Genomic DNA, 21,637 nt, shown 5'->3' on the forward strand with positions numbered 1-21,637 from the left:
CTACCTTCCGCGCTGCGACTTCCGCGGAACGCACCCATTGGCGTCACCCTTTCGGAACTTCTCCGTTCGGTCCATGTCGACCAAGTATTGCTTTCCGCACCTAAACAGCCGGCTCGCAGTGAGTCGACTCAACGCCTGCCGGGCAAATGGTCCGGTGGTCAAACAGTGAGGAATAAACACATGGCCAATGGAACTGTGAAGTGGTTCAGCTCGGAAAAGGGCTTCGGCTTCATCGAACCGTCCGACGGATCCGCTGACGTCTTCGCGCACTTCTCCGCGATCGAGGGCTCGGGCTACCGCAACCTCGAAGAGGGCCAGGCCGTCGAATTCGAGTCCGAGGTCGGCCCCAAGGGCCCGCAGGCCACCAGCATCCGCGGACTGTGATCTCTGCGGGCCTCTAGCCCGCTGATCATCCGCCGCGGTGCGGCACTGCCATAGTGCAGAGCCCTACCGCGACTCAATGCCCCGAAACCGGAGCGACACCCCTGTATACAGGGTCGGCGTTCCGGTTTCGGGGCATTTTTGTATGCGGCGCGCGCAACGTACCTTCATGCCTGCACACCTTCATGCCAAGAATGGTTGCGTTTTCAACTATACTTCGGTAGCCTCGGTTCTGCAGAACCACCATCGACCTCCGGACTTACCGGAGTACATGAAGGAGCTGAACCACATGATCAACATTCGCAAGGCACTGACGCTCGGCGGCGCGACGGCGGCACTGGTCGGCGCATCGTTCCTGGGCGGAACTGCAGCCATGGCAGCGGGCCCCGACTACGGCGGCGGCGCAGTCGCACCGGGTAGCGGCCAGAGCTCCATGCCGGTCAACATCGTCGGAGAATCCGTCGATCCCGGTGAAGCCGTCGCCGCGCCCGCACCCAAGGCCCCCAACGGTTCGCCCGTGCAGGTCGAGTCCCAGCAGGGCCTGCAGGTCCACGACGGCAAGGTCACCTATCCCAGCGCCGGCTACTACCACTGGTCCTTCCAGTCCGAGGACGGTTCCTACACCGGCACCGTTTTGGTCCGCGTCGGCATCGACTGATCGTAAGCCGATCCCCAGGCCACTTGCGGCACCGACCGGCCCGGCTCGCAAGTAAAACGCCCCGAAACCCGAGCACTACCCCGCATACAGGGGTGGCATCCCGGGTTCGGGGCGTTTCGCATTCAAAGGCGGCCGGCGTCTTCGGGCGGCCTCGGGCCCGCGGGGCCGGAAGGCCTTCAGGCCCGCAGGGCCAGGGCGAAGGGCAACACCGCTGCGGCACCGGCACGCCTGAGTTCGCGGCCGGCCATGGTCAGCGACCAGCGGGAGACGACCTCGGCGTCGACGAGGAGCACCACCTGGCCCGCGACCGCCTGCGCCAGTTCCGGAGAGACGCCGAAGGCCTGGTCCAGACCGCGCACCCGGAAGGCGCTGTTGACGTCCGGGCTGCCAGGATCGTGCTTCAGGTCCAGGTCACCGGCATCCGTCATCCGCCCCACCTGCGCCAGTTCATGGGCCAGGGAGCGCACCGTGCCTGGCCGGTTCACACTGGGCATGCCGACCACCACCTGCGGACGCGCCTGCCAGTCCCATTCCCCCAGCACCTGGATGCAGTACTTCCCGATGTTCGCGGGCACCGGCTGGTCCCCGGCCGCAGGCGACAGGAATTCGCGCAGCATCTGACCGGGCCCCAGGTCCGTCAGACGGGCGATGACCCGGCCGGGCTCCACCCGTTCCTCCTGCGGGATCCGACCCTTGAGGTCCACCCCGACCTTGGCCATGCCCGAGGGCCACGAAGCCCGCGGGTCCAAGGGCACCCCGACTCCCGCAAGCATCTGCCTGGCGGACTGGGCGCCGGCATCGCTGACCTCCTGATTCCACCACACCCCAGCGCAGATATCGCAGCGGCCGCAGTCGTGCGCCGTCGGGTCGTCCAGCGCCTGCGCCAGGAAGCGCATCCGGCAGATCCGCCCGACCTCGTATTCGAGCATGCCCTGCGCCTCGTCGCGGCGAGCCTGCGCCACCGCCGCGTAGCGAGGTGCGTCATAGGTCCACCCGCGCCCGGTCGACACATAGCCGCCGGCCACCCGGTCCACTGCCCCGTCGACCTGCAGGGTCTTCAACAGCAGTTCCAGACGGGAGCGCTTGATGCCCACCAGCGGTTCGAGCGCCGGCACGGACAGCGGCAATGCGCCGATCGGTCCACCGCCGGGGCCGTAGTCGTCTGCACCGTATTCCTCCCCGGCCGGCGCGGCGTCGTCCAGGGCCGCCAGCACCGCCCTGGCCTCATCCTCGTCCGGCATCGAGGCGGTTGCGAAGTACTCCCAGATGTCAGGGTCCTCATTACCCGGCAACAGCAGCACGTCGGCGGAATCCGTCGCACGGCCGGCACGGCCCACCTGCTGGTAGTAGGCGACGGCGGAGCTGGGCGCGCCCAGGTGGATGACGAATCCCAGATCGGGTTTGTCGAAGCCCATGCCCAGGGCGCTGGTCGCGACCAGGGCCTTGAGCTCGTTGTCCTTGAGAGCCTGTTCCAGGCGGACGCGTTCGTCGGTGTCCGTGCCGCCCGTGTACGTGGCGACATCCCAGCCGGCCTGGCGCAGCGCGCGCGTGGTGTCCTGGGCCGCGGAAACCGTCAACGTGTAGACGATCCCGGATCCGGTGAAGTCCCCCAAGTGTTCACACAGCCAGGCGATGCGCTTGGCCGCGGGCCAGGTGGCGGCGACGCCCAGGCGCAGGGAGTCCCGCGACAGGGCGCCGCGAACCACCAGGGTGTCGCGGCCCAGCTGAGCGGCCACGTCCTCGACCACGCGGGTATTGGCCGTTGCAGTGGTCGCCAGGACCGGCAGATCGCCGGGCAGAGTTTCCAACAGCGCGCCGATGCGCCGGTAGTCGGGGCGGAAGTCATGGCCCCAGTCGGAGATGCAGTGGGCCTCGTCCACGACGATCATGCCCACGCCGCCCAGCAGCCGACCCAGCACACGTTCGCGGAACTTGGGGTTCGTCAGGCGTTCGGGCGAGATCAGCAGGACGTCGACGTTGCCCGCGTCCAGGTCCGCCAGGACTTCGTCCCATTCGGTGGCGTTCGAGGAGTTGATCGTCACCGCGTGCACGCCTGCGCGCGCCGCAGCTGCGACTTGGTCGCGCATCAGCGCCAGCAGCGGCGAGATGATGAGCGTTGGCCCGGTGTTGCCGGAAGCCGCAGTACCCGGCATACCGGTGCTCTGGCCGCCCCAGCCCATGCGGATCAGCCGGGCCGCGACGAAGTACACCGCCGACTTGCCCCAGCCGGTGCGCTGCACGACCAGCACCCGTTTATGGTCCGCGACCAGGGCCGCGATCGCCTCGAACTGGCCGTCACGGAACTGCGCATCCGGCCGACCCGTGAGTTCGCGCAGGATCTCCACCGCCGCCGCGTGCAGGGCGGGGTCGGCGGCGGGCCCCGCGGATTCCGCGCCTGAACCGTTCATCTCATCCATGCCATCCACTCTAGGCTGAGGCACTGACACGGCTGTCCTCTGCACATTCCAGCGGCACCCCATCCAGGACGTGCGGGCCTCTGCGGGAACCTATCGCATGAGGAACCTATCGCATGGCGCGGCGGTTCTTCCGGATGGTCTCCCCACGTATCGTGAACAGGCTGATGATCGTGCCGATGTAGAGGAATCCCAGGGTCAGCAGGAACAGAATTCCCTTGAGGTACTTGCCGATGTAGAAGTACTGCAGGCCGGCGATGAAGAAGAAGCCGACGATCGTCAGGATCAGCGCGATACCCGGATCCTTCAGCGGTTCGGCGGGCTGGTACGGGTTGTAGGCCATCGTTCCTCCTGAGAAGACGGATACAAGTGTCGTTGACTCGATTCTTCCAGGTTCGCGCCCACCGCGCACTGGGGCTGCCCCCCTGGCCCTGCCGCAGCGCGAGCCGCAGGCCAGACGGCCATCGGCCCGCGCCCCTCTGTCGCGCCCTCGGCCGCGCCGCTGCCGCATCCCCTTGGCCAGCGCGTGTCCGGGCCCGCGATCCTTGGTAGATTTGCGGGGTCTATTCCAACACCGCCCGCGGACACGGAGCCGCAGGGGCACACAGGCAAGGGGAGCACATGCAGGCACGGGACCTCGGCGTCGCGATCGGAACCGGCACGCCCGGAGAGTACAACGCGATCACCGATGTGGCGGGGGTGTCGGTGGGACACACGACCCTGATCGAGGGCGAGGGCCCGCTGACGGCCGGCCGCGGCCCGGTGCGCACCGGCGTCACCGTCATCGACCCCGTCCCCGACGACATCTGGACGGCGCCCGTGTTCGCCGGTTTCCACCGCCTCAACGGCAAGGGCGATATGACCGGCATCCAGTGGTTGCAGGAATCGGGGATGCTCTCGACGCCCATCGCCCTGTCCAACACCAATGCGCTGGGCACCATCCGCACCGGGCTGATCCGGGCGCGCGCGGCACTCGCGGCGACGAATGAGGAACACAATGCGGTGTTCTCCGGCCAGCCGGTGTGCGGCGAGACCAACGACTCCACGCTCAACGACATCGCCGGCTTCCACATCACGGAGGACCATGTGGCGCAGGCGCTGGCCGCCGCGCATTCCGGCCCGGTGGAAATGGGCAATGTGGGCGGCGGCACCGGGATGATCTGCCACGACTTCAAGGGCGGGATCGGTTCGGCCAGCCGCGTCGTCGAGACCGGCGCCGGCCAGTTCACGGTGGGCGTGCTGGTCCAGGCGAACCACGGCAACCGCGAGCGCTTCGCGGTGAACGGCGTGCCGCTGGGCCGGCTCATCGACGCGCCCAAACCGGTCAAGGGGCCCACGGATTCCCGCGTCGCCCCGCCCCCGCCCGGGGATGGGTCCATCATCGTCACGGTCGCCACCGACGCCCCGCTGCTGCCCCATCAGCTGAATCGGATCGCGCAGCGCGCGGGTCTGGGCATCGCGCGCCTGGGCGGCACCGGCGAGTACACGTCCGGGGACTTCATCGTGTCCTTCTCCACCGGCAACCGCCTGTCCGAGGCCACCCGGTACCCGGAGCGGGCCGCCTACTTCGACGACATCCGGATGCTCACGGATCGCAGCATCAACCCGCTGTACTGGGCGACGGCGGAGTGCACCGAGGAGGCGATCGTGAACGCGCTGCTCAGCGCCGAGACCATGACCGGCCGCGACGGCAACACCGCCTACGCCCTGCCCCACGACCAGTTCCAGAAGTTCATGGGGGCCTGAGCGCCGGGGCCCGCGGCCGAGGGGATGAAATCTTTGGGCCGTTTGTTTCAGATTGGGCCGGACGAACGGCCCAATCTGAAACAGATGGCCCACTGATTGGCGCACGGGAGCGTCACCGCAGCGCGGTCGCGGCCAAGTCGGTGATCGCCTGGCACACCCGGTCCAGTCGCGGGGTCCCGACCTTCCACCTGTGCAGATACAGCGGCACATCGGTGATCGGGTCGGCGACCGGCAGGTCGTGCAGGGCATCGCCGCCTCCCGGCTCACCCGCGCCGGGTGCGTCTCCGGCGCCGAGGTGGGCCTCGGGCACCATTCCCCAGCCCAGACCCGCGATGACCGCCCCGGTGAACTCGCGCGAACTGGGGATCTGGTGCACGGGCGGCTCGGTGCGGATCCCGTTGCGCCGGAGGAACTCCCACTGCAGGTCGTCATCACTGCCGAAGTTCACCATGGGCAGGCGCCGCAGCCAATCGGCCGGGCGCACCGCCGGCCCGGACTCAACGCCTCCCACCGGCCCAACCTCAACGTCGTGAGCCCGGAGCAGATCCACCCTGGCCATGGCCCGATAGCGCATCGCGCCCAGGGGGATCGAGCGGCATCCGGCGCCGGCGGCCCGCCGCGAACTGATCGCGGCCATTACCCTGCCCGCTGCGAGGTACTCGTGGGCCAGCGCCTGATCGACCACCTCCAGATGGATCAGCACGTCCGGCCAGGCCGCGGCCGAAGCGAACAACGGCCCCATCCACGTCGACAGGGAGTCGGCGTTGACGGCGAGACGAATCCGCACCGGGGCCTCGGCGCCGGACGGGCGGCCCGCGCCCCCGGCATCTCCGCCGGTATCCGGTGCGCCCGCGCCGATCCGGGCCAGGGTGTCGGCTTCGATCAACAGCATCTGCCGCGCGGCGCGCAACACCACCTGACCCGCCTCGGTGGGGGCGACCGGGGCCGACCGGCGCAGCAGAACCGTCCCGACTTCGGCCTCCAGTGCGCGGATGCGCTGGCTCATGGCCGAGGGCGTGATGTGCAGGCGGCGGGCAGCCGTATCCAGCGCTCCGGTGTCCACAGCAGTCGCCAATGCCCGCAGGCGTTCGATGTTCATACAGAAATTCTTCACCAGAAGAAGAAACTTTCATATACCTGCATCACGATCTGGCCCCGAAACGGCCTCCACAGGCCGCCGCCGACCCTAGGCTTGCAGGCATGTCCCCTCTTCTCATCAGCTCCGCCGTGGCCGGCTGCCTGGCAGGCTGGTCCCTCATCGTGGCGGTCGGACCGCAGAACGCCTTCCTCCTGCGCCAGGGCCTGAAGCGCTCACACATCGGCGCCGTGATCGCAGTGTGCGCCCTGGCCGACTGCGTGCTCATCGCCGCGGGCAATCTGGGGATCGGCGCGCTCATCGCCGCGGCCCCGTGGTTCACCACCGCCCTGCGCTGGCTGGGCGCCGCCTACCTGATCTACTTCGCGATCCAGTCATTCCGCTCGGCAGCGCGGGCACAGGGATTGGACGCCGATTCCGCGCCCGTTGCCAAGGGCGACCCCGGCGCGGGTAACGCAGGCCACCCCGGAACTGGTGGTGAGGGCGGCCTCGGCGCCAAAGCCCGGACCGAGGACGCAGGCGCCGCCGCGCCCACAGACTCCGGCGCTCGGCGCCTCGACTCCGAAAGCTCCGAAAGCCCCCGCAGCACCCGTGCCCGTTCGACGCTGCGCCCGGTCATGCTGACGACTCTGGCGATCACCTTCCTCAACCCCGGCGTCTACCTCGACACCGTCGCCCTGTTGGGAACCCTGTCCCATCAATACCCCGGTGACTCCTGGTGGTTCTCCGTCGGCGCGATGTTCGGCTCCATCAGCTGGTTCATCTTCCTGGGCCTGGGCGCACGGGCCCTGGCGCCGCTGGTTGCCAAGCCCGCCGTCTGGCGCTGCATCGATGTGGGGATCGGGCTGTTGATCCTGTTCCTGGCGCTCCGCCTGCTGTTGGCCGGCTAGGCAGGGGACCGGCTAGGCAGGGTGACCGGCTAGGCGGGGTGGCCGGGTGGGCTGAGCGGGACCCGCCGAATCGATCCGGGCTAGACTGGGAGCTTTGCGCGGCCCGCAGATCGTTGGGTCATTTGTTTCAGATTGGGCCGGACGAACGGCCCAATCTGAAACAAACGGCCCAATGATCTGTACGCAAGAAGAGGAGACCCCATGTCGGACACATTGCACGAACTGTTGTGCTCCGGCGCACCCACCCGGGCTCATCTGCCCGCCCTGGCCCGGGCCGCCCAGGCGCTGCCCGTGGCCGAGCTCCTCTACGTCATGCGCTCACTGCCACCCGCCCGCGCCGCAATCCTCTACCGGGTCCTGGAGAAGGACACCGCCCTGGACGTGTTCGACCAGCTCAGCGCCGCCGACCAGGCCGAGCTGATCGGCGGGCTGCGCACCGACGAGATCGCCGAGCTGATCGGCAACCTGGACCCCGACGACCGTGCCCGGCTGCTCGACGAGCTGCCCGCCAAGGTGGCAGACCGGCTGCTGGCCGGCCTGGACCCGCAGGAACGCGCGAACACCTCGGTGGTGCTGGGGTATCCGAAGGACTCGATCGGCCGCCATATGTCACCCGAGGTCCTCCTGCTGCGCGCGGATTCCACCGCCGGGCGGGCCCTCGCGCGGGTCCGCGAGCGCATCGCCGAGCCCGAGACCGTCTACCTGCTGCCGGTGGTCGCGGCCAACCGGAGGCTGGTGGGCGTCCTCGGCCTGCGCCGGCTGCTCGCCGCCGACCCGGAAACACCGCTGCGCGAACTCATGCAGGAACCGGTCGCGGCCTCGGCCACGGATGACAGGGAGCCCGTGGCCCGACTGTTCCTGCGCGAGAAGCTCATCGCGATGCCGATCGTCGACGGCGAGGACCGGGTCGTCGGGATCCTGACGGTCGACGACGCGATCGACATCATCGCCGCCGAGGACGCACAGGACGCCGCGCGCTCCGGCGGCTCCGAGCCCCTGGCCGGCTCCTACCTGTCCACCCCGATCCTGCGGTTGGTGCGCTCGCGCATCGTGTGGTTGGTCGTGCTGGCGGTATCGGCCATCCTGACGGTGCAGGTGCTGGACCTGTTCGAGGACAAGCTGCACCAGGTCGTGGCCCTGGCGCTGTTCGTCCCGCTGCTCACCGGCACCGGCGGCAACACCGGAAACCAAGCGGCCACGACGGTCACCCGCGCCCTGGCCGTGGGCGAGGTCAGGTCCCGGGATCTGCTGCGCGTCGTCTGGCGCGAGGTGCGGGTCGGGGCGATCCTGGGCCTGGTCCTCGGCTGCCTGGGCTGGTTGGTCGCCGGCCTGGTTTATGGTTTTGCGATCGGAGCGGTGATCGGCCTGACCCTGCTGGGCATCTGCACAATGGCTGCGACCGTGGGCGGCTTGATGCCGCTGGTGGCCAAGGCCGTGGGTGCCGATCCCGCAGTGTTCTCCAATCCGTTCATCTCCACCTTCTGCGATGCCACCGGACTGCTGCTGTACTTCGGCATCGCGACGGCGGTACTGGGCTTGAGCTGAGACCTCTTAGCCACACCTAAACAAAACCGCTAGGCTGGCTTCCATGACCGAAGACAACGCAGCCGTCGCCCAGACCCCTGAGACCCCGACTTCGCCCGTGAACCACCACATTCCGCACACTGTGGAATCCCGCGCTCTGGTCCCCACCGAGCGCCCTGGCCGCTACGGCAAGCAGCTCGCAGCGCATATGGGCCGCAAGGTCCCCGCCACCTGGGACGAGGTCACGCAGACCGGGGTGATCACGTTCTTCGACGAGGCCGCCCGCGCCCGCCTGGCCGCTACCGACGACGGCCTGGACATGACGATGACCGCGATCGACGCGGCCGCCCTCGACAGGTTCGAGTGGGTACTGGGGATCCACCTGATCCGCTTCGGCGCACGCGAGGACATGGAGTGCCACTGGATCCGCTCCGATGGCGCACCGGGGACTTCGCAGACCCCGCATGATCTCGAGGAGCGCGCCAAGGAGAAGGCCGCGCAGAAGGAGGCCGCGCAGCAGCAGGAGAGCTGAGGCGCGCGGGCCGGGTGCGACTCAGCCCCGGCGCCGAGCGCCCTGCTCGGCGGCTTCCTCGACCATATCGGTGAGCAGCTCGATGGTGCGGCGCACGGCTTCCTTGTCCGCGTCGCTCCAGCTCTTGGCGTGCGGTTCCAGGGCGGTCTCCGCCATATCGCGCAGATGGATGAGGCGCTCACGCCCCTCATCGGTCAGCGACACCTTCGATACCCGGCCGTCGGAGGCCGAGGCCGCGCGCTGCACCGCACCCTTGGCGGCCAGCCGGTTCACGATCTTCGTAGCGGCCGGCTGCGAACACCCGTAGGCGCGGGCCAGGCCACCGATCGTCACGGGTTGGTACTGGTCGACAATGGCCAGTCCACGCCAGTCGGCGACATCTTCGGGTGGGTTGACCTCGCGTGTCACCCGGCGGACGAAGCGGCCCGCAACAATGGTCAGGTCGGTCAGCAAACGATCGTCTTCCACGGGGTCAGTCTACCCGGGCAGTCCGCGGCCTGTCCCGGTCAACCACGGGACAGGCCGCAGACGTCCACTATGTGAACTCTCAGTTCCGGTGCACGGACTGCTGGGACTGCGCGGACCGCTTGGACAGCGGTGCGCAGACGATCGAGCCCACCAGCGCGACCAGGATGCCGATGACCGGCGGGATGCCGATCCCCAGGGCGCCCAGCACATAGGCCAGCACGCAGGCCACCACGTAGATGCCCAGGTTCACCCAGTTCACGCCCGGCAGGGATTCGCCCTCGGGCATCTGGGTGCGCCGCCAGCGTGCCAGGTAGTCGCCGATGATCACGCCGCCCAGCGGCGGGATGAAGGTGCCCAGCAGGCCCAGGTAGTCCGGCAGGTGCTCGTTCACGCCCACCAGCGCAAGCACTGTGCCGATAACGGAGCCGGCGATGACGAACGGGGTCTTCGAGCGCTTGGAGAACAGTTCGGCGCCGGCCACCCCGAAGGCGTATGCCGCGTCTGCGTTGGACTTCCACAGGTTGCCGAACAGCAGGAACAGCCCCCAGCCGATCAGGCCCAGATTGAACAACACGAGCACGAAGTCGCCCTCGCCGAAGGTGATCGCGCCGATAGCACCGAAGAAGATCATCAGCCCGTTGCCGATCAGGAAGCCGATCACGCATGCCCAGACGGCCGGTGCCCCTGACTTGCCGAAGCGCGTCCAGTTGGGAGCCTGGGTGCCGGCGGACACGAAGGTGCCCACCACGGTCGTCACGGCCACGGCCAGGGTCATGTGCCCCGGCGGGTCGATCGCGGCCAGGCCGGACCAGCCGCCGACCTCCTCCAGTGAGCGGAACATGACCCAGAAGGCCAGGATCAGGATGAGCGGGGTCGACACCAGCGACACCCAGTACATGCCGTGGTAGCCATAGCAGGCGGTGGCGCACATGAGCACGCTGACGACCACCATGACCGCGGCGCGCGCGGCGTAGGACTCCCAGCCGAAGGCCTGGGACGTCAGGTCGCCGATCGTGCCGACGACCACCCCGTACCAGCCGATCTGCGTGCCGCCCAGCAGCACCGAGGCCAGTTTCGACCCCTTGGTGCCCAAGGTATAGCGGGACATGACGACGGTGGTCAGGCCGGTCCGCGCGCCGATCCAGCCCAGGGTCGCGACATAGGCGCCCAGCACCACGGAGCCCACCAGGATGACCATGAGCAGGCCGGACAGGTCGAAGGACTCGCCCAGGCTGGCGCCGGCCAGCATCGTGGGGGTGAAGATCGTGAAGCCCAGCAGCACGACCATGAGCGAGAAGAACCCCTTGCGGGCGTGCCGGGGCACGGGGGTGACGGGGTAGTCCGGGTCGACGGGAACCTGCTCCGCGCTCATGCGAGTTCTGCGGTTTCCACGCCGATGTCCTCGGCCCAGATCTGCGGGCGCTCGTCGAGCATTTTCTGCATCAGCGCCACGCAGCGGGCGTCGTCGGCGTTGATGACCTCGACGCCGTTGGCACGCAGCCAGTCCTCGGAGGCCTCGAAGGCGCGGTTCTCGCCCATGACCACGCGCGGGATGTCGTAGAGGATGGCGGAGCCGGCGCACATGGTACACGGGGACAGGGTCGTGTAGAGGGTGGATTCACGATAGACATTGGCGGGCAGACGGCCGGCGTTCTCCAGGCAGTCGGTTTCGCCATGGCGGGTCGCGCTGTCCATCTGCACGCGCTGGTTGTGGCCCACCGCCAGGACCTTGCCGCTCTTGTGGACCAGGGCCGCGCCGATCGGCACGCCGCCCTCGTTCCAGCTGATCTCGGCCTGTTCGATCGCCAGGTCCAGGTACTTCTGATCGTCGGCGCCAAGCGCGCTGGGTGCTGTTGCAGTCATACCCACAACTTTAGAGGAAGCTGAGTGTTCGGCTACAGCACGGGTTTGCCACCGGAGCGCGCCGCGTGCCCGCGCCAGTGGAACCACCCGAGGACCACGCCGGTGAGCAGCAGGGCGACGCCGATCCAGAACAGCACGTGCGCCGGGCCGATCCACTGCACGGTCGTGGTCTCCCAGGCCGGGGCGCCGGCGGGTCCGCCGCCGGGGTCTCCTCCCCCGGACTGCCGGCAGACGAGAACGGGCGGGAAGAAGCGGAGTTCGATCATAGATGAGGACGTTTCACCGAGCGCCGCGCCCGGATCGCACCCGTTCCAGCTCTCGGCGGAGTGTTCGGCTTGCCTCGACTGGAGCAACAGCATCGGGTAGGTCAGCAGCAGGCAGAGCACCCCGAAGGTGGCGCAGACCCGCGCCGGACCGGATGTGTGCTTCTCATTGCGCATGCCCGCCAGCTTAACCCGACGGCGAGACGCCCTTGCGGAACTCGATTCCAGGGTTTACTTTTGAATACGTGTTCCGGGGACGGTGAGATTCCGTACCGGCGGTATAGTCCGCGACCCGAACGCCGTGTCCCGAACGGGGCCCGCGCGTCCGGTTGACTCGGTGGGATTCCGAGACCGACAGTGAAAGTCTGGATGGGAGGAACAACAGGCACCGTGCCTGTTCGCATTCGCGACGCCCTGGTTCCTCGAGTCCTCCTCGAAGTCCGGTACCGCCGCATGTGGATGGCCCGGGTGGCGGCGCATACCGTCACAGCACTCGCACCGTTCGGCGTACCTCCCTCACCTCGGGTAGAAGGTGAGGTTGAGAGTGAACCGGACGGTTTTTTCGTCCCCCGGGGCCATGGGCTTCACAGCCGCCGAGGCCGCGGCGATGGACGCCGCCCTGGCGGCAGCAGCACTCGGAGTCCGCGGGGCGAACCCGCTGGTGGGGGCCTCGGTCCTGGGCGCCGACGGTGACTGCGTGACCGGCTACCACCGGGGAGCCGGCACCCCGCATGCGGAGATCGACGCACTGGCGCGCGCCCGGGCGGCGGGCATCGACCTGGGCACGGCGACGCTGCTGGTGACGCTGGAGCCCTGCAATCACACCGGCCGCACCGGCCCCTGCGCCCGGGCCATCATCGCCGCCGGCATCCCCCGGGTGATCTTCGCCCAGGCCGACCCGGTACCCGGTCACGGCGGCGGCGCCGAAACCCTGCTCGACGCCGGCGTCGAGGTTCGCTCCGGTCTGCGCGGCGCCGCCGCCGGCGCGCTGAACGCGCGGTGGTTCGCCGCCGCTCGGGGCGCGCGACCCTTCGTCACCGCCAAGATCGCGCAGTCCCTGGACGGGTTCTCGGCGGCGGCCGATGGCACGAGCCAGTGGATCACCTCGGCGCAGGCCCGCGAGCACGCCCACGGGGTGCGCGGCCGGGTCGATGCGATCCTGGTGGGCACCGGCACGGTGCTGGCCGACGACCCACGGTTGAGCGCGCGCCTGCCCACGGGCGAGCCGGCCGAGCGCCAGCCGGTACCGGTGGTCATCGGCTCCCGGGACGTGCCCGCAGATGCACAGCTGCGCGCAAATCCGGGCCTGCGGCAGTACCGGCCAGCGGGCTCGGGGTTGCGGTCCGAGGCCGCGGGCGGTGCCGGCGAAGGTGCAGCCGAGCCGGAATTCTTGCTCCGGGTCCTGCGGGATCTCAAGGCAGACGGCTGCGACCATGTGCTGGTTGAGGGCGGGCCAGGCCTGGTCGGCTCGTTCCTGCAGGCGGGACTGGTCGACGAGCTGCTGGTCTATACCGCTCCCCTGCTCCTGGGCGCGGGCACGCCCAGTGTTCGCCTGCCCGGCATCGGAACCCTGCGCGATGCCCTGGCCTTCACCCCGGACCCGGCCTCGGCACCGGCCTCTGCCCCAGTCCGCTTGGGGCCCGACATGCTGACCCGCCTGGTGCCCGTAGAGGCAGACGGGCCGGGCTCGGCGGGCCCCGGTCCCAGCTCCGGGCAGCCACCCGCCGACTCGGCACCACAGACTTCCACCGACAACTCTCAAGGAGACGCATAGTGTTCACCGGAATCATCGAGGCCCTCGGCACCGTCACCGCCCTGGAGTCCCTGCCCGACGGCAGTGCCCGCATCACGATCGACGCGGGCCGGCTGATCGAGGACCTGCCGCGCGGGGGCTCGCTGGCGGTCAACGGCGTCTGCCTCACCGCGGTCCCCGCACCCCGCGCCGAGTCGTCACAAAAGTGCGACGAAACCTCCGCCGAACGCACATTCATGACGACTCGGCGGGGGGCGGACGGAGTCTTCACCGCCGATGTCATGGGCGAGACCCTGCGGTTGACCTCGTTGGGGGACCTGGCTCCGGGCAGCCGGGTCAATCTGGAGCGGTGTCTGAGCCCCTCCGGGCGCTTCGACGGGCACATCGTGCAGGGCCATGTGGACGGCACCGGCGTGCTGGCCTCGATCGCCGACCACGGATCCTGGGCCGTCTACCGCTTCACCGTGCCGAGCGACCTGGCGCCGTTCACCGCGCTCAAGGGCTCGATCGCCATCGACGGGGTGTCCCTGACGATCAGCGGGGTCAGCCCGGCGCCCGGGACCTCGGCGCCGGAGGACGGTGCCGCGCACTGGGTCGAGGTCAGCCTGATCCCGGCCACCCGAGAACACACGATCCTGGGCGAGGCCGCACCGGGGCGCCGCGTCAACCTCGAGGTCGACGTCATCGCCAAGTACGCCGCCCGCCTCACCGCATTCGCAACCGTACCGACAGCACAGAACGCAAGCACAGAAGGAGCCACCGCATGACCACCACATCCACCACCCCACAGGCTCCGGCCACCCAGCCGGCAGGGACCTCGGCGCCCGAAACGCCGGACACGCCCACCGCTCTGAACACCATCGACCAGGCCATCGCCGCCCTGCGCGCGGGCCGGCCGATCATTGTCGTCGACGATGAGGACCGGGAGAACGAGGGCGACCTCATCATGCCCGCAGCGACTGTGACGGCCGAGTGGATGGGCTTCATCATCCGCCATTCCTCGGGCGTGGTGTGCGCGCCGATGACCGCCGAGCGCGCCCGGGCCATGGAGCTGCCGCCCATGGTCGCGAACAACCAGGACCCCAAGGGCACTGCGTACACCGTCAGCTGCGACGCCGCGGCCGGCACCAGCACGGGGATCTCGGCGGCGGACCGCGCACTGACCGCCCAGGTGCTGGCCGACCCGGCCGCACTGCCCACACAACTGCACCGGCCCGGGCACGTCTTCCCGCTCATCGCCAAGGACGGTGGGGTCCGCGAACGCGCCGGCCACACCGAGGCCGGGGTCGAGTTCGCGCGCCTGGCCGGTTTCGAGCCCGTGGCCGTCATCGCCGAGGTGGTCCACGACGAGGGCCCGATGATGCGGCTGGACGACCTGCGGCCCTTCGCACGCCTGCACGGGCTGATGCTCGTATCGATCGAGGAGCTCATCGCCTACCTGGACGCCCGCGATATGGCGGGAGCCACGGAGGCCGCAGCCGGGGACAGGATCACAGCCGGCGCAGCCACCTCGACCGATCCCGTCGTCCTGCCGACCGAGTTCGGCACCTTCACCGCACGCGCGTGGACCGTCGACGGGGTCGAGCACCTGAGCCTGAGCGCAGCGGGGAGCGCCGAAGCTGCCGGAGCAGACGTGGCCGGAGCCGGCGCCACGGCTGACTCTGCCGGAGCAGACGTGGCAGGAGCGGAGGTGGCCGGAGCCGCGGCCTCGGCCACGGAATCCGATACGCCGGTGGCCGGCGATGCCGGCCAATCCGCGCCGTTGGTGCGGGTGCACTCGGAGTGCCTGACCGGCGATGTGTTCGCCTCGCACCGGTGCGACTGCGGCGAGCAGTTGGCCGCGGGGCTGCGCGCGATCGCCTCGGCCGGGGGCACGCTGATCTACCTGCGCGGGCAGGAGGGCCGCGGGATCGGCCTGTTCAACAAACTGCGCGCCTACGCGCTGCAGGACGGCGGGCTGGACACCGTGGACGCGAACACGCACCTGGGACTGCCGGTGGACGCCAGGGACTACGCGGCGGCCGCGGCGATCCTGACCGGCATGGGGATCCGGCGGGTGCGCCTGCTGACGAACAATCCGGCGAAGGTCTCGGCCCTGGCCGAACACGGGATCGAGGTCGCCGAGCGGGTGTCCGTGGACATTCCGGCGCGGGCGGAGAACGCCGCCTATCTGCGCACCAAGCGCGACCGCATGCACCACCTGATCGGCGGAACCGGAGTCGCCGGGGCCGGAGTCGGCAGTGCCGGAGTCGCCGGCGCACCCGACGCCCGGCACGCCCAGCCTGCGCACCCGGACCTCGCCGCAGAGCACAGCGCGCCCACCGCGGCCGCATCCGCACTCATCGAAAGGAAGGCCTCCTGATGGCCCAGCACGGAGCACCCACCGCACATCTGGACGAACTCGCAGCCGAGCACCCGCAGCTCAAGGAGCTGACGCTGACGATCGTGGCCGCCAGCTGGCACACCGAGGTGATGGACGGGTTGATCGCGGGCGCCCTGCGCGCGGCCGCGGTGGCCGGGATCGAACCTCGGGTCGTCCGCGTGCCTGGCAGTTTCGAACTGCCGGTGGTGGCGCAGAAGTACGCGCGGACCTCGGACGCGGTGGTGGCTCTGGGCGTGGTGATCCGCGGTGGCACCCCGCACTTCGACTATGTGTGCGCGGCGGCCACCGACGGCCTGAACCGGGTGGCGCTGGACACCGGGACCCCCGTGGGCTTCGGGCTGCTGACCTGCGATGACGATGCACAGGCCCTGGCACGCGCCGGCCTGCCCGGGTCGACCGAAGACAAGGGCTTCGAGGCGACCGAGGCGGCCCTGGCCACGGCCCTCATCCTGCGCGCCTAACAACCCCGGCAGTGGCTCCACACATGCATGGGTGGCAGCAAAACTCACGATCTTTGCTGCCACCGGTGCCATTGTGGAGCCACTCGACAAGGCGCAGGCACCTGGCCCAACGGGCGCCCAACTGGCGAGAGCCACTCGGCAAGGCGCGGCACCCGGACATGCGAAACGGGCCCGGATCTTTCGATCCGGGCCCGTTTCCCCCATAAAGACTCTCCAACCAAGAAGAGAAGTGAGGCCGGTCCATAAAGTTCGGTACCACTCCCCAAAAGACGAGCCCCGCAGCTCGCCACCGAAGAACCGGCCTCACTGGTGATAACCATACGGAGCCACCCTGGACCGGCCCTGGGATGGCCGTGAACGCTTCATGGCAATGGAATGGCAGAAAGCTGAATCAGTCCGATCCCTGTCCGCCACCGGCCGACCGACGACCCTCCGCCACCCCACCCACGAACCGCCCGGCGAGGTATTTGACCGCGGCCCGGGCGAAACGAAAGTATATAAATTGCACATTGAGACTCAGACCACAGTAGTTCAGGGCGCATCGGCTCCGAACACAGTGGCTCTGAGTCCGCTACTTTCAACGACGAAAGGCATCATGACTACAAGCGCAGTGCAGCACCGAACATCTGCCGCGGCCCCGCCCGCCTCCAAGCACAAGGGCCTGCTGGCCGCCGGGCTGATCGGCTCGTCGATCGAATGGTACGACTTCTTCCTCTACGGCACAGCCGCCGCGATCGTGTTCCCCCACGTGTTCTTCCCGGAGACCAATGCCCTGGTCGGCACGATGCTCGCGTTCTCCACCTTCTGGGCCGGTTTCATCGCCCGGCCCATCGGAGGCCTGCTGGCCGGCAACTATGGCGACAAGCTGGGGCGCAAGCCCATGGTCGTCATCGCCCTGACCGGTATGGCGGTCTTCACCTTCATCATCGGCTGCCTGCCATCGGCGGGCACCATCGGCGCGGCCGCCCCAGTCCTGCTGGTAGTCTGCCGGTTCGTCCAGGGTGCGGCCTGCGGAGCGCAGTGGGGCGGTATGGCCCTGTTGCTCAGCGAGTCCGCCGGCCCCAAGCACCGCGCGTTCTCCGGCTCCTTCACCCAGCTGGGCGTGCCCTGCGGCGCGCTGCTGGGCAACCTGGTGTTCGTGGGCGTGTCGGTGGCGCTGAGTCAAGACGCCTTCACCACCTGGGGCTGGCGCATCCCCTTCTGGGCCACCGCCCTGCTGGTCCCGATCGTCATGTACATCCAGCTCAAGGTCGAGGACTCCCCCGAGTTCAAGCAGCTGGAAGAAGAGGTCGCAGCCGGCCAAGCGGACAAGCCCGCAGTCGTCAAGACCCCGCTGTGGCAGGCCGTCAAGTCGAACTGGAAGACCATCCTGTTGGCGGCCGGCACCCTGTCCGGCACCAACTGCATCTTCTACATCTCGATCGCCGGCGTCCTGTCCTACGGCACCAAATATCTGAACATGGACTACAACCAGATGTTGTTGGGCGCCATGGCCTCCTGTGTGGCCGGAGCGATCTTCATGGTCATCGGCGGCAAGCTGGCCGACTCCCACGGCCGCAAACCGGTCATCCTGATCGGCGGAATCGGCGTGCTGGCCTTCGCATTCCCATACTTCGCCCTGGTCAACACCGCCAACATCTGGCTGTTCACCGTCGCCGTGACCATCGCCAGCTGCTTCCAGTCACTCATCTACGCGCCGATCGCGGCCTACTTCGGTGAGCTGTTCGCCCCGCAGATCCGCTACTCCGCCGTGTCCCTGGCCTATCAGCTCAATGCGATTGTGGTCTCCGGTTCGACCCCGGTGGTGATGACCTGGATCATCGCGAAGATGAACGGGTCGACCCTGGGCATCACACTGTTCGTCTGCCTGACCGCGCTGTGCACGATCCTGTGCACCCTGCCCCTGCGCGAGACGAACCCCAAGCACGTCCGCGAGAACCCCACCGCAGTGCCGGGTGAACACCTGCACTCGAACGCCTGAGCAAGGGCAAAAGGAATGGGGCCGAGGTCCCGGCCGGGTTCACAGACCCGGCCGGGACCTCGGCCCCATCGCCATTCAGCCGGCGCCTCAGCCGACCGGCGTTCAGTCGACTTCGATGCTGCGCTTGAGGATCTTGCCCGTGGCGCCCTTGGGCAGGGACTCGACGAACACGATGCGCCGCGGGATCTTGTAGGCGGCCAGGTTCTCGCGCGTATAGGCCTCGATCTCGTCCTCGGTCAGGGTGACGCCGGGCATCGGCGTGATGACCGCGGTGACCGTCTGGCCGTACTTCTCATCGGGGATGCCGATGACGGCGACCTCCAGGATGCCGGGGTGCTCGTAGAGGACCTCTTCGACCTCGCGCGGGTAGACGTTGTAGCCGCCGTGGATGATGAGGTCCTTGAGCCGGTCGACGATGTAGAGGTAGCCGTCTTCGTCCATCCGGCCCAGGTCGCCGGTGTGGAAGAAGCCCTCGTCGTCGAAGACCTTGGCGGTGGCCTCGGGGTTGTTCCAGTATCCGGCCATGACGTTGACGCCCTTGACGCAGACCTCGCCGACCTCGCCAGGGGCGACCCGATTGCCCTCGTCGTCCTTGACACACAGTTCGGGCTGGCCGTTGGTGGGCAGGCCCACGGAGCCCACGACGATCCTGCCGTCGCGCGGATTGACCGAGGCGTTGGCCGTCGTCTCCGTGAGCCCGTAGCCCTCCGTGATGGTCGCGCCGAAGCGCTGCTCGAACTGGCGCATCACCTCGGCGGCGATAGACGCCCCGCCGGAGATCGCGATGCGCAGGCTGCTGACGTCGTAGTCGCCCGGTGCGTGCACGACCGCGTTCCACATGGTGGGCACGCCGCCGGTGACGGTGACCCTGTCCGTCTGGATCACCTGCAGGTATTCGATCGGGTTGAAGCGCGGCAGCAGGGTGATGGGCGCGCCGCAGTTCATAGCCGACAGCAGCACGCTGACCAGACCGAACACGTGGAACAGCGGCAGCGCGGTGGCGAAGACGTCATCGGGGGTGCCGCCACAGGCCTCACAGCACATCCTGCCGGTGGCCACCAGGTTGTCCACGGTCAGAATGGCACCCTTCGGGTTGCCCGTGGTGCCCGAGGTGTAGAGCAGGACCGCGACGTCCTCGCCCGTGCGCGGCACGGGTTGGTAGGACTCCCAGCCCGCTTCCGTGGCAGCGCCCAGCCGGGCTGCGTCGATCAGCGCGATATCGGCGTAGGCGAGGGCCGGCGCGGAGCCCGCTGCGGCCTCGGCGTCCGTTGCACCGCCGGCCGGGGCGGCCCCGGTGCCGGCCCCCTCCGAAAGTTCGGCTACGGCCTTCTGGGCCGCGGAGTTGCAGACGGGGTGGGCGATGACGGCCGAGGCGCCGGAGTCGCTGAGGAAATGCCGGAGTTCGCGCGCGGTCGACAGGGGGTTGACGGGAACGACGATGAGGCCCGCGGCCTGGGCTGCGAAGAACTCGACGACGAATTCCGCGGTGGTCGGGCAGATCAGCACGATTCGCTCGCCCACACTGTAGGCCGCGGTGAGTTCTTGAGCGCGCGCCGTGACCAGGCCGGCCAACTGGGCTCGGGTGATCTCCAATCTGGGGTCACCCGGTTCCGCGGGCAGGGGGCCGCGGACCGCGATGCGCTGCGGGTCGGCCTGCGCATTGGCGAAGACGATGTCGGCGACGTTCCGGTGCTGGGACGCGGGGTCGGGAGTCGGGCCGGTCGTTGCGGGGGTGTGTGCTGGAGTGCTGGATGTTGCCGTGCTGGATGCCACGATGCTCCTTCGAATCATGGAAATGCGTGCGGGCGGACTCGGACATCCGCCGTCGTGTTCATGCTATCGCAGGGATGTTACCCGGATCACTACAGGTGGTGGATGGCGGGTGCTGTGCGTGCGAACCGTCGCCGGGCCAGGAACTTCACGAATATGCCGATGGGGACGACCAGGACGGCGTAGGCGAACATGAACCAGATCCCGAACGTGTACTCCTCCAGCCACGGCACGAACAGGCACAGGGACACCAGCGCGAAGTAGCAGCCCAGCAGCGACCAGAGGATTGCCGCGCTCCAGCCCGGGTGTTTGAACAGGAAGGTCACGCTCAGGTCCAGCAGCAGGCACGGGACCGCAATGAAACCGACTATGAGAAAGTAGAACCCCGCCACGTCCAGCGATCCGTAGTCCCGATCCCAGGGGCGGTTGATGAGCAGGCTGAGCACCATGCCCGAGGTGATCGCCGCCGCGGTCCACCCGATCAGCGCCGAGGCGTACGGCCGGCCCGCCATTGCATGGGAGGTGCCGTGCTCCATCGTGCGGGAGTCCCCGTGCGATGGCGAACGGATGCCGTCGCCCGCCGAAGCGGGCATCGCGTTCTGTGTCATGGCCTCATCATATGGTCCGTTATATGTTCCATCTCCGTTCGCGCAGGCGCAGGATGAGGTAGACGATCCAATAGACCAGCGCGAGGACGATGAAGCAGGCCGCGACGAAGATGGCGATGATGGCCATCGCTCCGATCGTGATCCAGCCTTCCTCGGCATTGCGAGCCCAAATCCACATGGCAACCGCGATGGCAGTGGACACACAGGCCAAGCACGACATCACCCACAACAGGGGCTTCCAACCGGCCGACGCCGGCCTCTGCGAATCGGGCTGCGCCGGTCCCGGCGACGCTGTCAGCGAATCGGTCATCACGTCCTCCACTCCCCTTGTAGGCGAATCGGGCTCACCGGACTCGCCGCCGGTCCCGTCTTACGATGATGATGCCACTGAGGCCCAGGGGAATCAGTGCCGCAAGACTGATGACGATTGCGGCGGGGGCGGACTCCTGTACGAACGCGGGTACTGAAATCGCCGCCCACAGAATCAGGAACACCCCGAGCACGGCCCAAGTGCTCGTTTGAAGTCGCAGCTTATGATCTGAGCGAGTCATTGTTCCTCCCACCGGACGTACTGGACGGACACGCCTCCACGTACATCCCCATCGACGACTGGAGTGAACCGACCATACCCGGTGCCCCCTATTTTAACAAGATTGCTTGTTCTCTTTACGATCGCGACAACTGGCACTTCGATAGGATCACGCCAGCCTCACGACATCACATGCGCAAACCTGCAACACCGCTCTGTGTCAAGCTGTGTGGAGTCACTCGGGCTAGTTTCTGACTGCTTCGTGCTCCGGCAGGTTGATACCCACGACGTGGGGCGGCTTCGGAGTCACCGGACGT

The 21,637-nt window shown here is 68.4% G+C and carries 21 protein-coding genes and 1 riboswitch; of the genes, 11 read left to right on the forward strand and 10 right to left on the reverse strand.

The annotated features are described in order from the left end of the window. Window positions 1-180: 180 nt before the first annotated feature. Both NQ034_RS13175 and NQ034_RS13180 read left to right on the forward strand, forming a co-directional pair. Window positions 181-384, forward strand: a complete 204-nt coding sequence (locus NQ034_RS13175; protein WP_257049381.1) for a cold-shock protein — start codon at window positions 181-183, stop codon at window positions 382-384. Window positions 385-670: 286 nt separating this feature from the next. Then, window positions 671-1,039 (forward strand): hypothetical protein, encoded by a 369-nt coding sequence (locus NQ034_RS13180; protein WP_257049382.1) that lies wholly within the window; start codon window positions 671-673, stop codon window positions 1,037-1,039. A 176-nt stretch (window positions 1,040-1,215) separates the two neighbouring features. On the opposite strand, the gene NQ034_RS13185 is transcribed toward NQ034_RS13180, so the two are convergent. Both NQ034_RS13185 and NQ034_RS13190 read right to left on the reverse strand, forming a co-directional pair. Then, window positions 1,216-3,447: a RecQ family ATP-dependent DNA helicase gene (locus NQ034_RS13185; protein WP_257049406.1), complete on the reverse strand. Its 2,232-nt coding sequence runs from the start codon at window positions 3,445-3,447 to the stop codon at window positions 1,216-1,218. Window positions 3,448-3,562: 115 nt separating this feature from the next. Then, the gene (locus tag NQ034_RS13190; protein WP_257049383.1) at window positions 3,563-3,796 is read right to left on the reverse strand and encodes a TM2 domain-containing protein; all 234 of its coding nucleotides are present in this window, start codon (window positions 3,794-3,796) and stop codon (window positions 3,563-3,565) included. A gap of 278 nt (window positions 3,797-4,074) precedes the next feature. Between NQ034_RS13190 and NQ034_RS13195 the strand changes: the two genes are divergently transcribed. Then, a complete protein-coding gene (locus NQ034_RS13195) occupies window positions 4,075-5,199 on the forward strand; it encodes a DmpA family aminopeptidase (RefSeq protein ID WP_257049384.1) in 1,125 nt (374 codons plus the stop codon). A gap of 112 nt (window positions 5,200-5,311) precedes the next feature. Here NQ034_RS13195 and NQ034_RS13200 read toward each other — a convergent pair whose 3' ends face one another. Beyond that, window positions 5,312-6,298, reverse strand: a complete 987-nt coding sequence (locus tag NQ034_RS13200) for an ArgP/LysG family DNA-binding transcriptional regulator (RefSeq protein ID WP_257049385.1) — start codon at window positions 6,296-6,298, stop codon at window positions 5,312-5,314. A gap of 101 nt (window positions 6,299-6,399) precedes the next feature. Between NQ034_RS13200 and NQ034_RS13205 the strand changes: the two genes are divergently transcribed. The 3 genes from NQ034_RS13205 to NQ034_RS13215 all read left to right on the forward strand — a co-directional run bounded on the left by NQ034_RS13205 (window position 6,400) and on the right by NQ034_RS13215 (window position 9,241). Continuing rightward, on the forward strand, window positions 6,400-7,185 hold the full coding sequence (locus NQ034_RS13205; protein WP_257049386.1) for a LysE/ArgO family amino acid transporter: 786 nt from the start codon (window positions 6,400-6,402) through the stop codon (window positions 7,183-7,185). A gap of 201 nt (window positions 7,186-7,386) precedes the next feature. Then, window positions 7,387-8,730 (forward strand): magnesium transporter, encoded by a 1,344-nt coding sequence (gene mgtE, locus NQ034_RS13210; RefSeq protein WP_257049387.1) that lies wholly within the window; start codon window positions 7,387-7,389, stop codon window positions 8,728-8,730. 43 nt (window positions 8,731-8,773) lie between these two features. Continuing rightward, window positions 8,774-9,241, forward strand: a complete 468-nt coding sequence (locus NQ034_RS13215) for a DUF2218 domain-containing protein (protein ID WP_257049388.1) — start codon at window positions 8,774-8,776, stop codon at window positions 9,239-9,241. A 21-nt stretch (window positions 9,242-9,262) separates the two neighbouring features. Here NQ034_RS13215 and NQ034_RS13220 read toward each other — a convergent pair whose 3' ends face one another. From NQ034_RS13220 to NQ034_RS13235, 4 genes are all read right to left on the reverse strand, one after another. After that, complete coding sequence (locus tag NQ034_RS13220) at window positions 9,263-9,709, reverse strand: MarR family winged helix-turn-helix transcriptional regulator (RefSeq protein WP_257049390.1); 447 nt, start codon at window positions 9,707-9,709, stop codon at window positions 9,263-9,265. A gap of 79 nt (window positions 9,710-9,788) precedes the next feature. Further along, entirely contained in the window at window positions 9,789-11,081 is a 1,293-nt protein-coding gene (gene codB, locus NQ034_RS13225) for a cytosine permease (protein WP_257049392.1), read from the reverse strand. Further along, window positions 11,078-11,572 carry a nucleoside deaminase gene (locus NQ034_RS13230; protein ID WP_257049393.1) on the reverse strand — a complete coding sequence of 165 codons (495 nt, stop codon included), beginning with the start codon at window positions 11,570-11,572 and terminating at the stop codon, window positions 11,078-11,080. The genes codB and NQ034_RS13230 overlap by 4 nt, the downstream gene beginning before the upstream one ends. 32 nt (window positions 11,573-11,604) lie before the next feature. Then, the gene (locus tag NQ034_RS13235) at window positions 11,605-12,012 is read right to left on the reverse strand and encodes a hypothetical protein (protein ID WP_257049395.1); all 408 of its coding nucleotides are present in this window, start codon (window positions 12,010-12,012) and stop codon (window positions 11,605-11,607) included. Between the two features lie 65 nt (window positions 12,013-12,077). Further along, window positions 12,078-12,220: riboswitch (FMN riboswitch) on the forward strand. A gap of 192 nt (window positions 12,221-12,412) precedes the next feature. Here NQ034_RS13235 and ribD point away from each other — a divergent pair. The 5 genes from ribD to NQ034_RS13260 all read left to right on the forward strand — a co-directional run bounded on the left by ribD (window position 12,413) and on the right by NQ034_RS13260 (window position 18,413). Next, the gene (gene ribD, locus NQ034_RS13240) at window positions 12,413-13,609 is read left to right on the forward strand and encodes a bifunctional diaminohydroxyphosphoribosylaminopyrimidine deaminase/5-amino-6-(5-phosphoribosylamino)uracil reductase RibD (RefSeq protein ID WP_257049396.1); all 1,197 of its coding nucleotides are present in this window, start codon (window positions 12,413-12,415) and stop codon (window positions 13,607-13,609) included. After that, window positions 13,609-14,355, forward strand: coding sequence for a riboflavin synthase (locus tag NQ034_RS13245; RefSeq protein WP_257049397.1), 747 nt, complete (start codon window positions 13,609-13,611; stop codon window positions 14,353-14,355). The genes ribD and NQ034_RS13245 overlap by 1 nt, the downstream gene beginning before the upstream one ends. Beyond that, window positions 14,352-15,950, forward strand: coding sequence for a 3,4-dihydroxy-2-butanone-4-phosphate synthase (gene ribB / locus NQ034_RS13250; RefSeq protein WP_257049398.1), 1,599 nt, complete (start codon window positions 14,352-14,354; stop codon window positions 15,948-15,950). The genes NQ034_RS13245 and ribB overlap by 4 nt, the downstream gene beginning before the upstream one ends. After that, the gene (gene ribH, locus NQ034_RS13255) at window positions 15,950-16,432 is read left to right on the forward strand and encodes a 6,7-dimethyl-8-ribityllumazine synthase (RefSeq protein WP_257049399.1); all 483 of its coding nucleotides are present in this window, start codon (window positions 15,950-15,952) and stop codon (window positions 16,430-16,432) included. The genes ribB and ribH overlap by 1 nt, the downstream gene beginning before the upstream one ends. Before the next feature lie 595 nt (window positions 16,433-17,027). After that, the gene (locus NQ034_RS13260) at window positions 17,028-18,413 is read left to right on the forward strand and encodes an MFS transporter (RefSeq protein WP_257049400.1); all 1,386 of its coding nucleotides are present in this window, start codon (window positions 17,028-17,030) and stop codon (window positions 18,411-18,413) included. Between the two features lie 102 nt (window positions 18,414-18,515). On the opposite strand, the gene NQ034_RS13265 is transcribed toward NQ034_RS13260, so the two are convergent. The 3 genes from NQ034_RS13265 to NQ034_RS13275 all read right to left on the reverse strand — a co-directional run bounded on the left by NQ034_RS13265 (window position 18,516) and on the right by NQ034_RS13275 (window position 21,101). Then, window positions 18,516-20,186, reverse strand: a complete 1,671-nt coding sequence (locus NQ034_RS13265; RefSeq protein ID WP_257049402.1) for a long-chain-fatty-acid--CoA ligase — start codon at window positions 20,184-20,186, stop codon at window positions 18,516-18,518. Window positions 20,187-20,275: 89 nt separating this feature from the next. Next, window positions 20,276-20,791, reverse strand: a complete 516-nt coding sequence (locus tag NQ034_RS13270) for a hypothetical protein (protein WP_257049403.1) — start codon at window positions 20,789-20,791, stop codon at window positions 20,276-20,278. A 19-nt stretch (window positions 20,792-20,810) separates the two neighbouring features. Further along, window positions 20,811-21,101, reverse strand: coding sequence for a hypothetical protein (locus tag NQ034_RS13275; RefSeq protein WP_257049404.1), 291 nt, complete (start codon window positions 21,099-21,101; stop codon window positions 20,811-20,813). Between the last annotated feature and the right edge of the window lie 536 nt (window positions 21,102-21,637).

The organism is Brevibacterium moorei (genome assembly GCF_024580735.1).
GTDB lineage: Bacteria > Actinomycetota > Actinomycetes > Actinomycetales > Brevibacteriaceae > Brevibacterium > Brevibacterium moorei.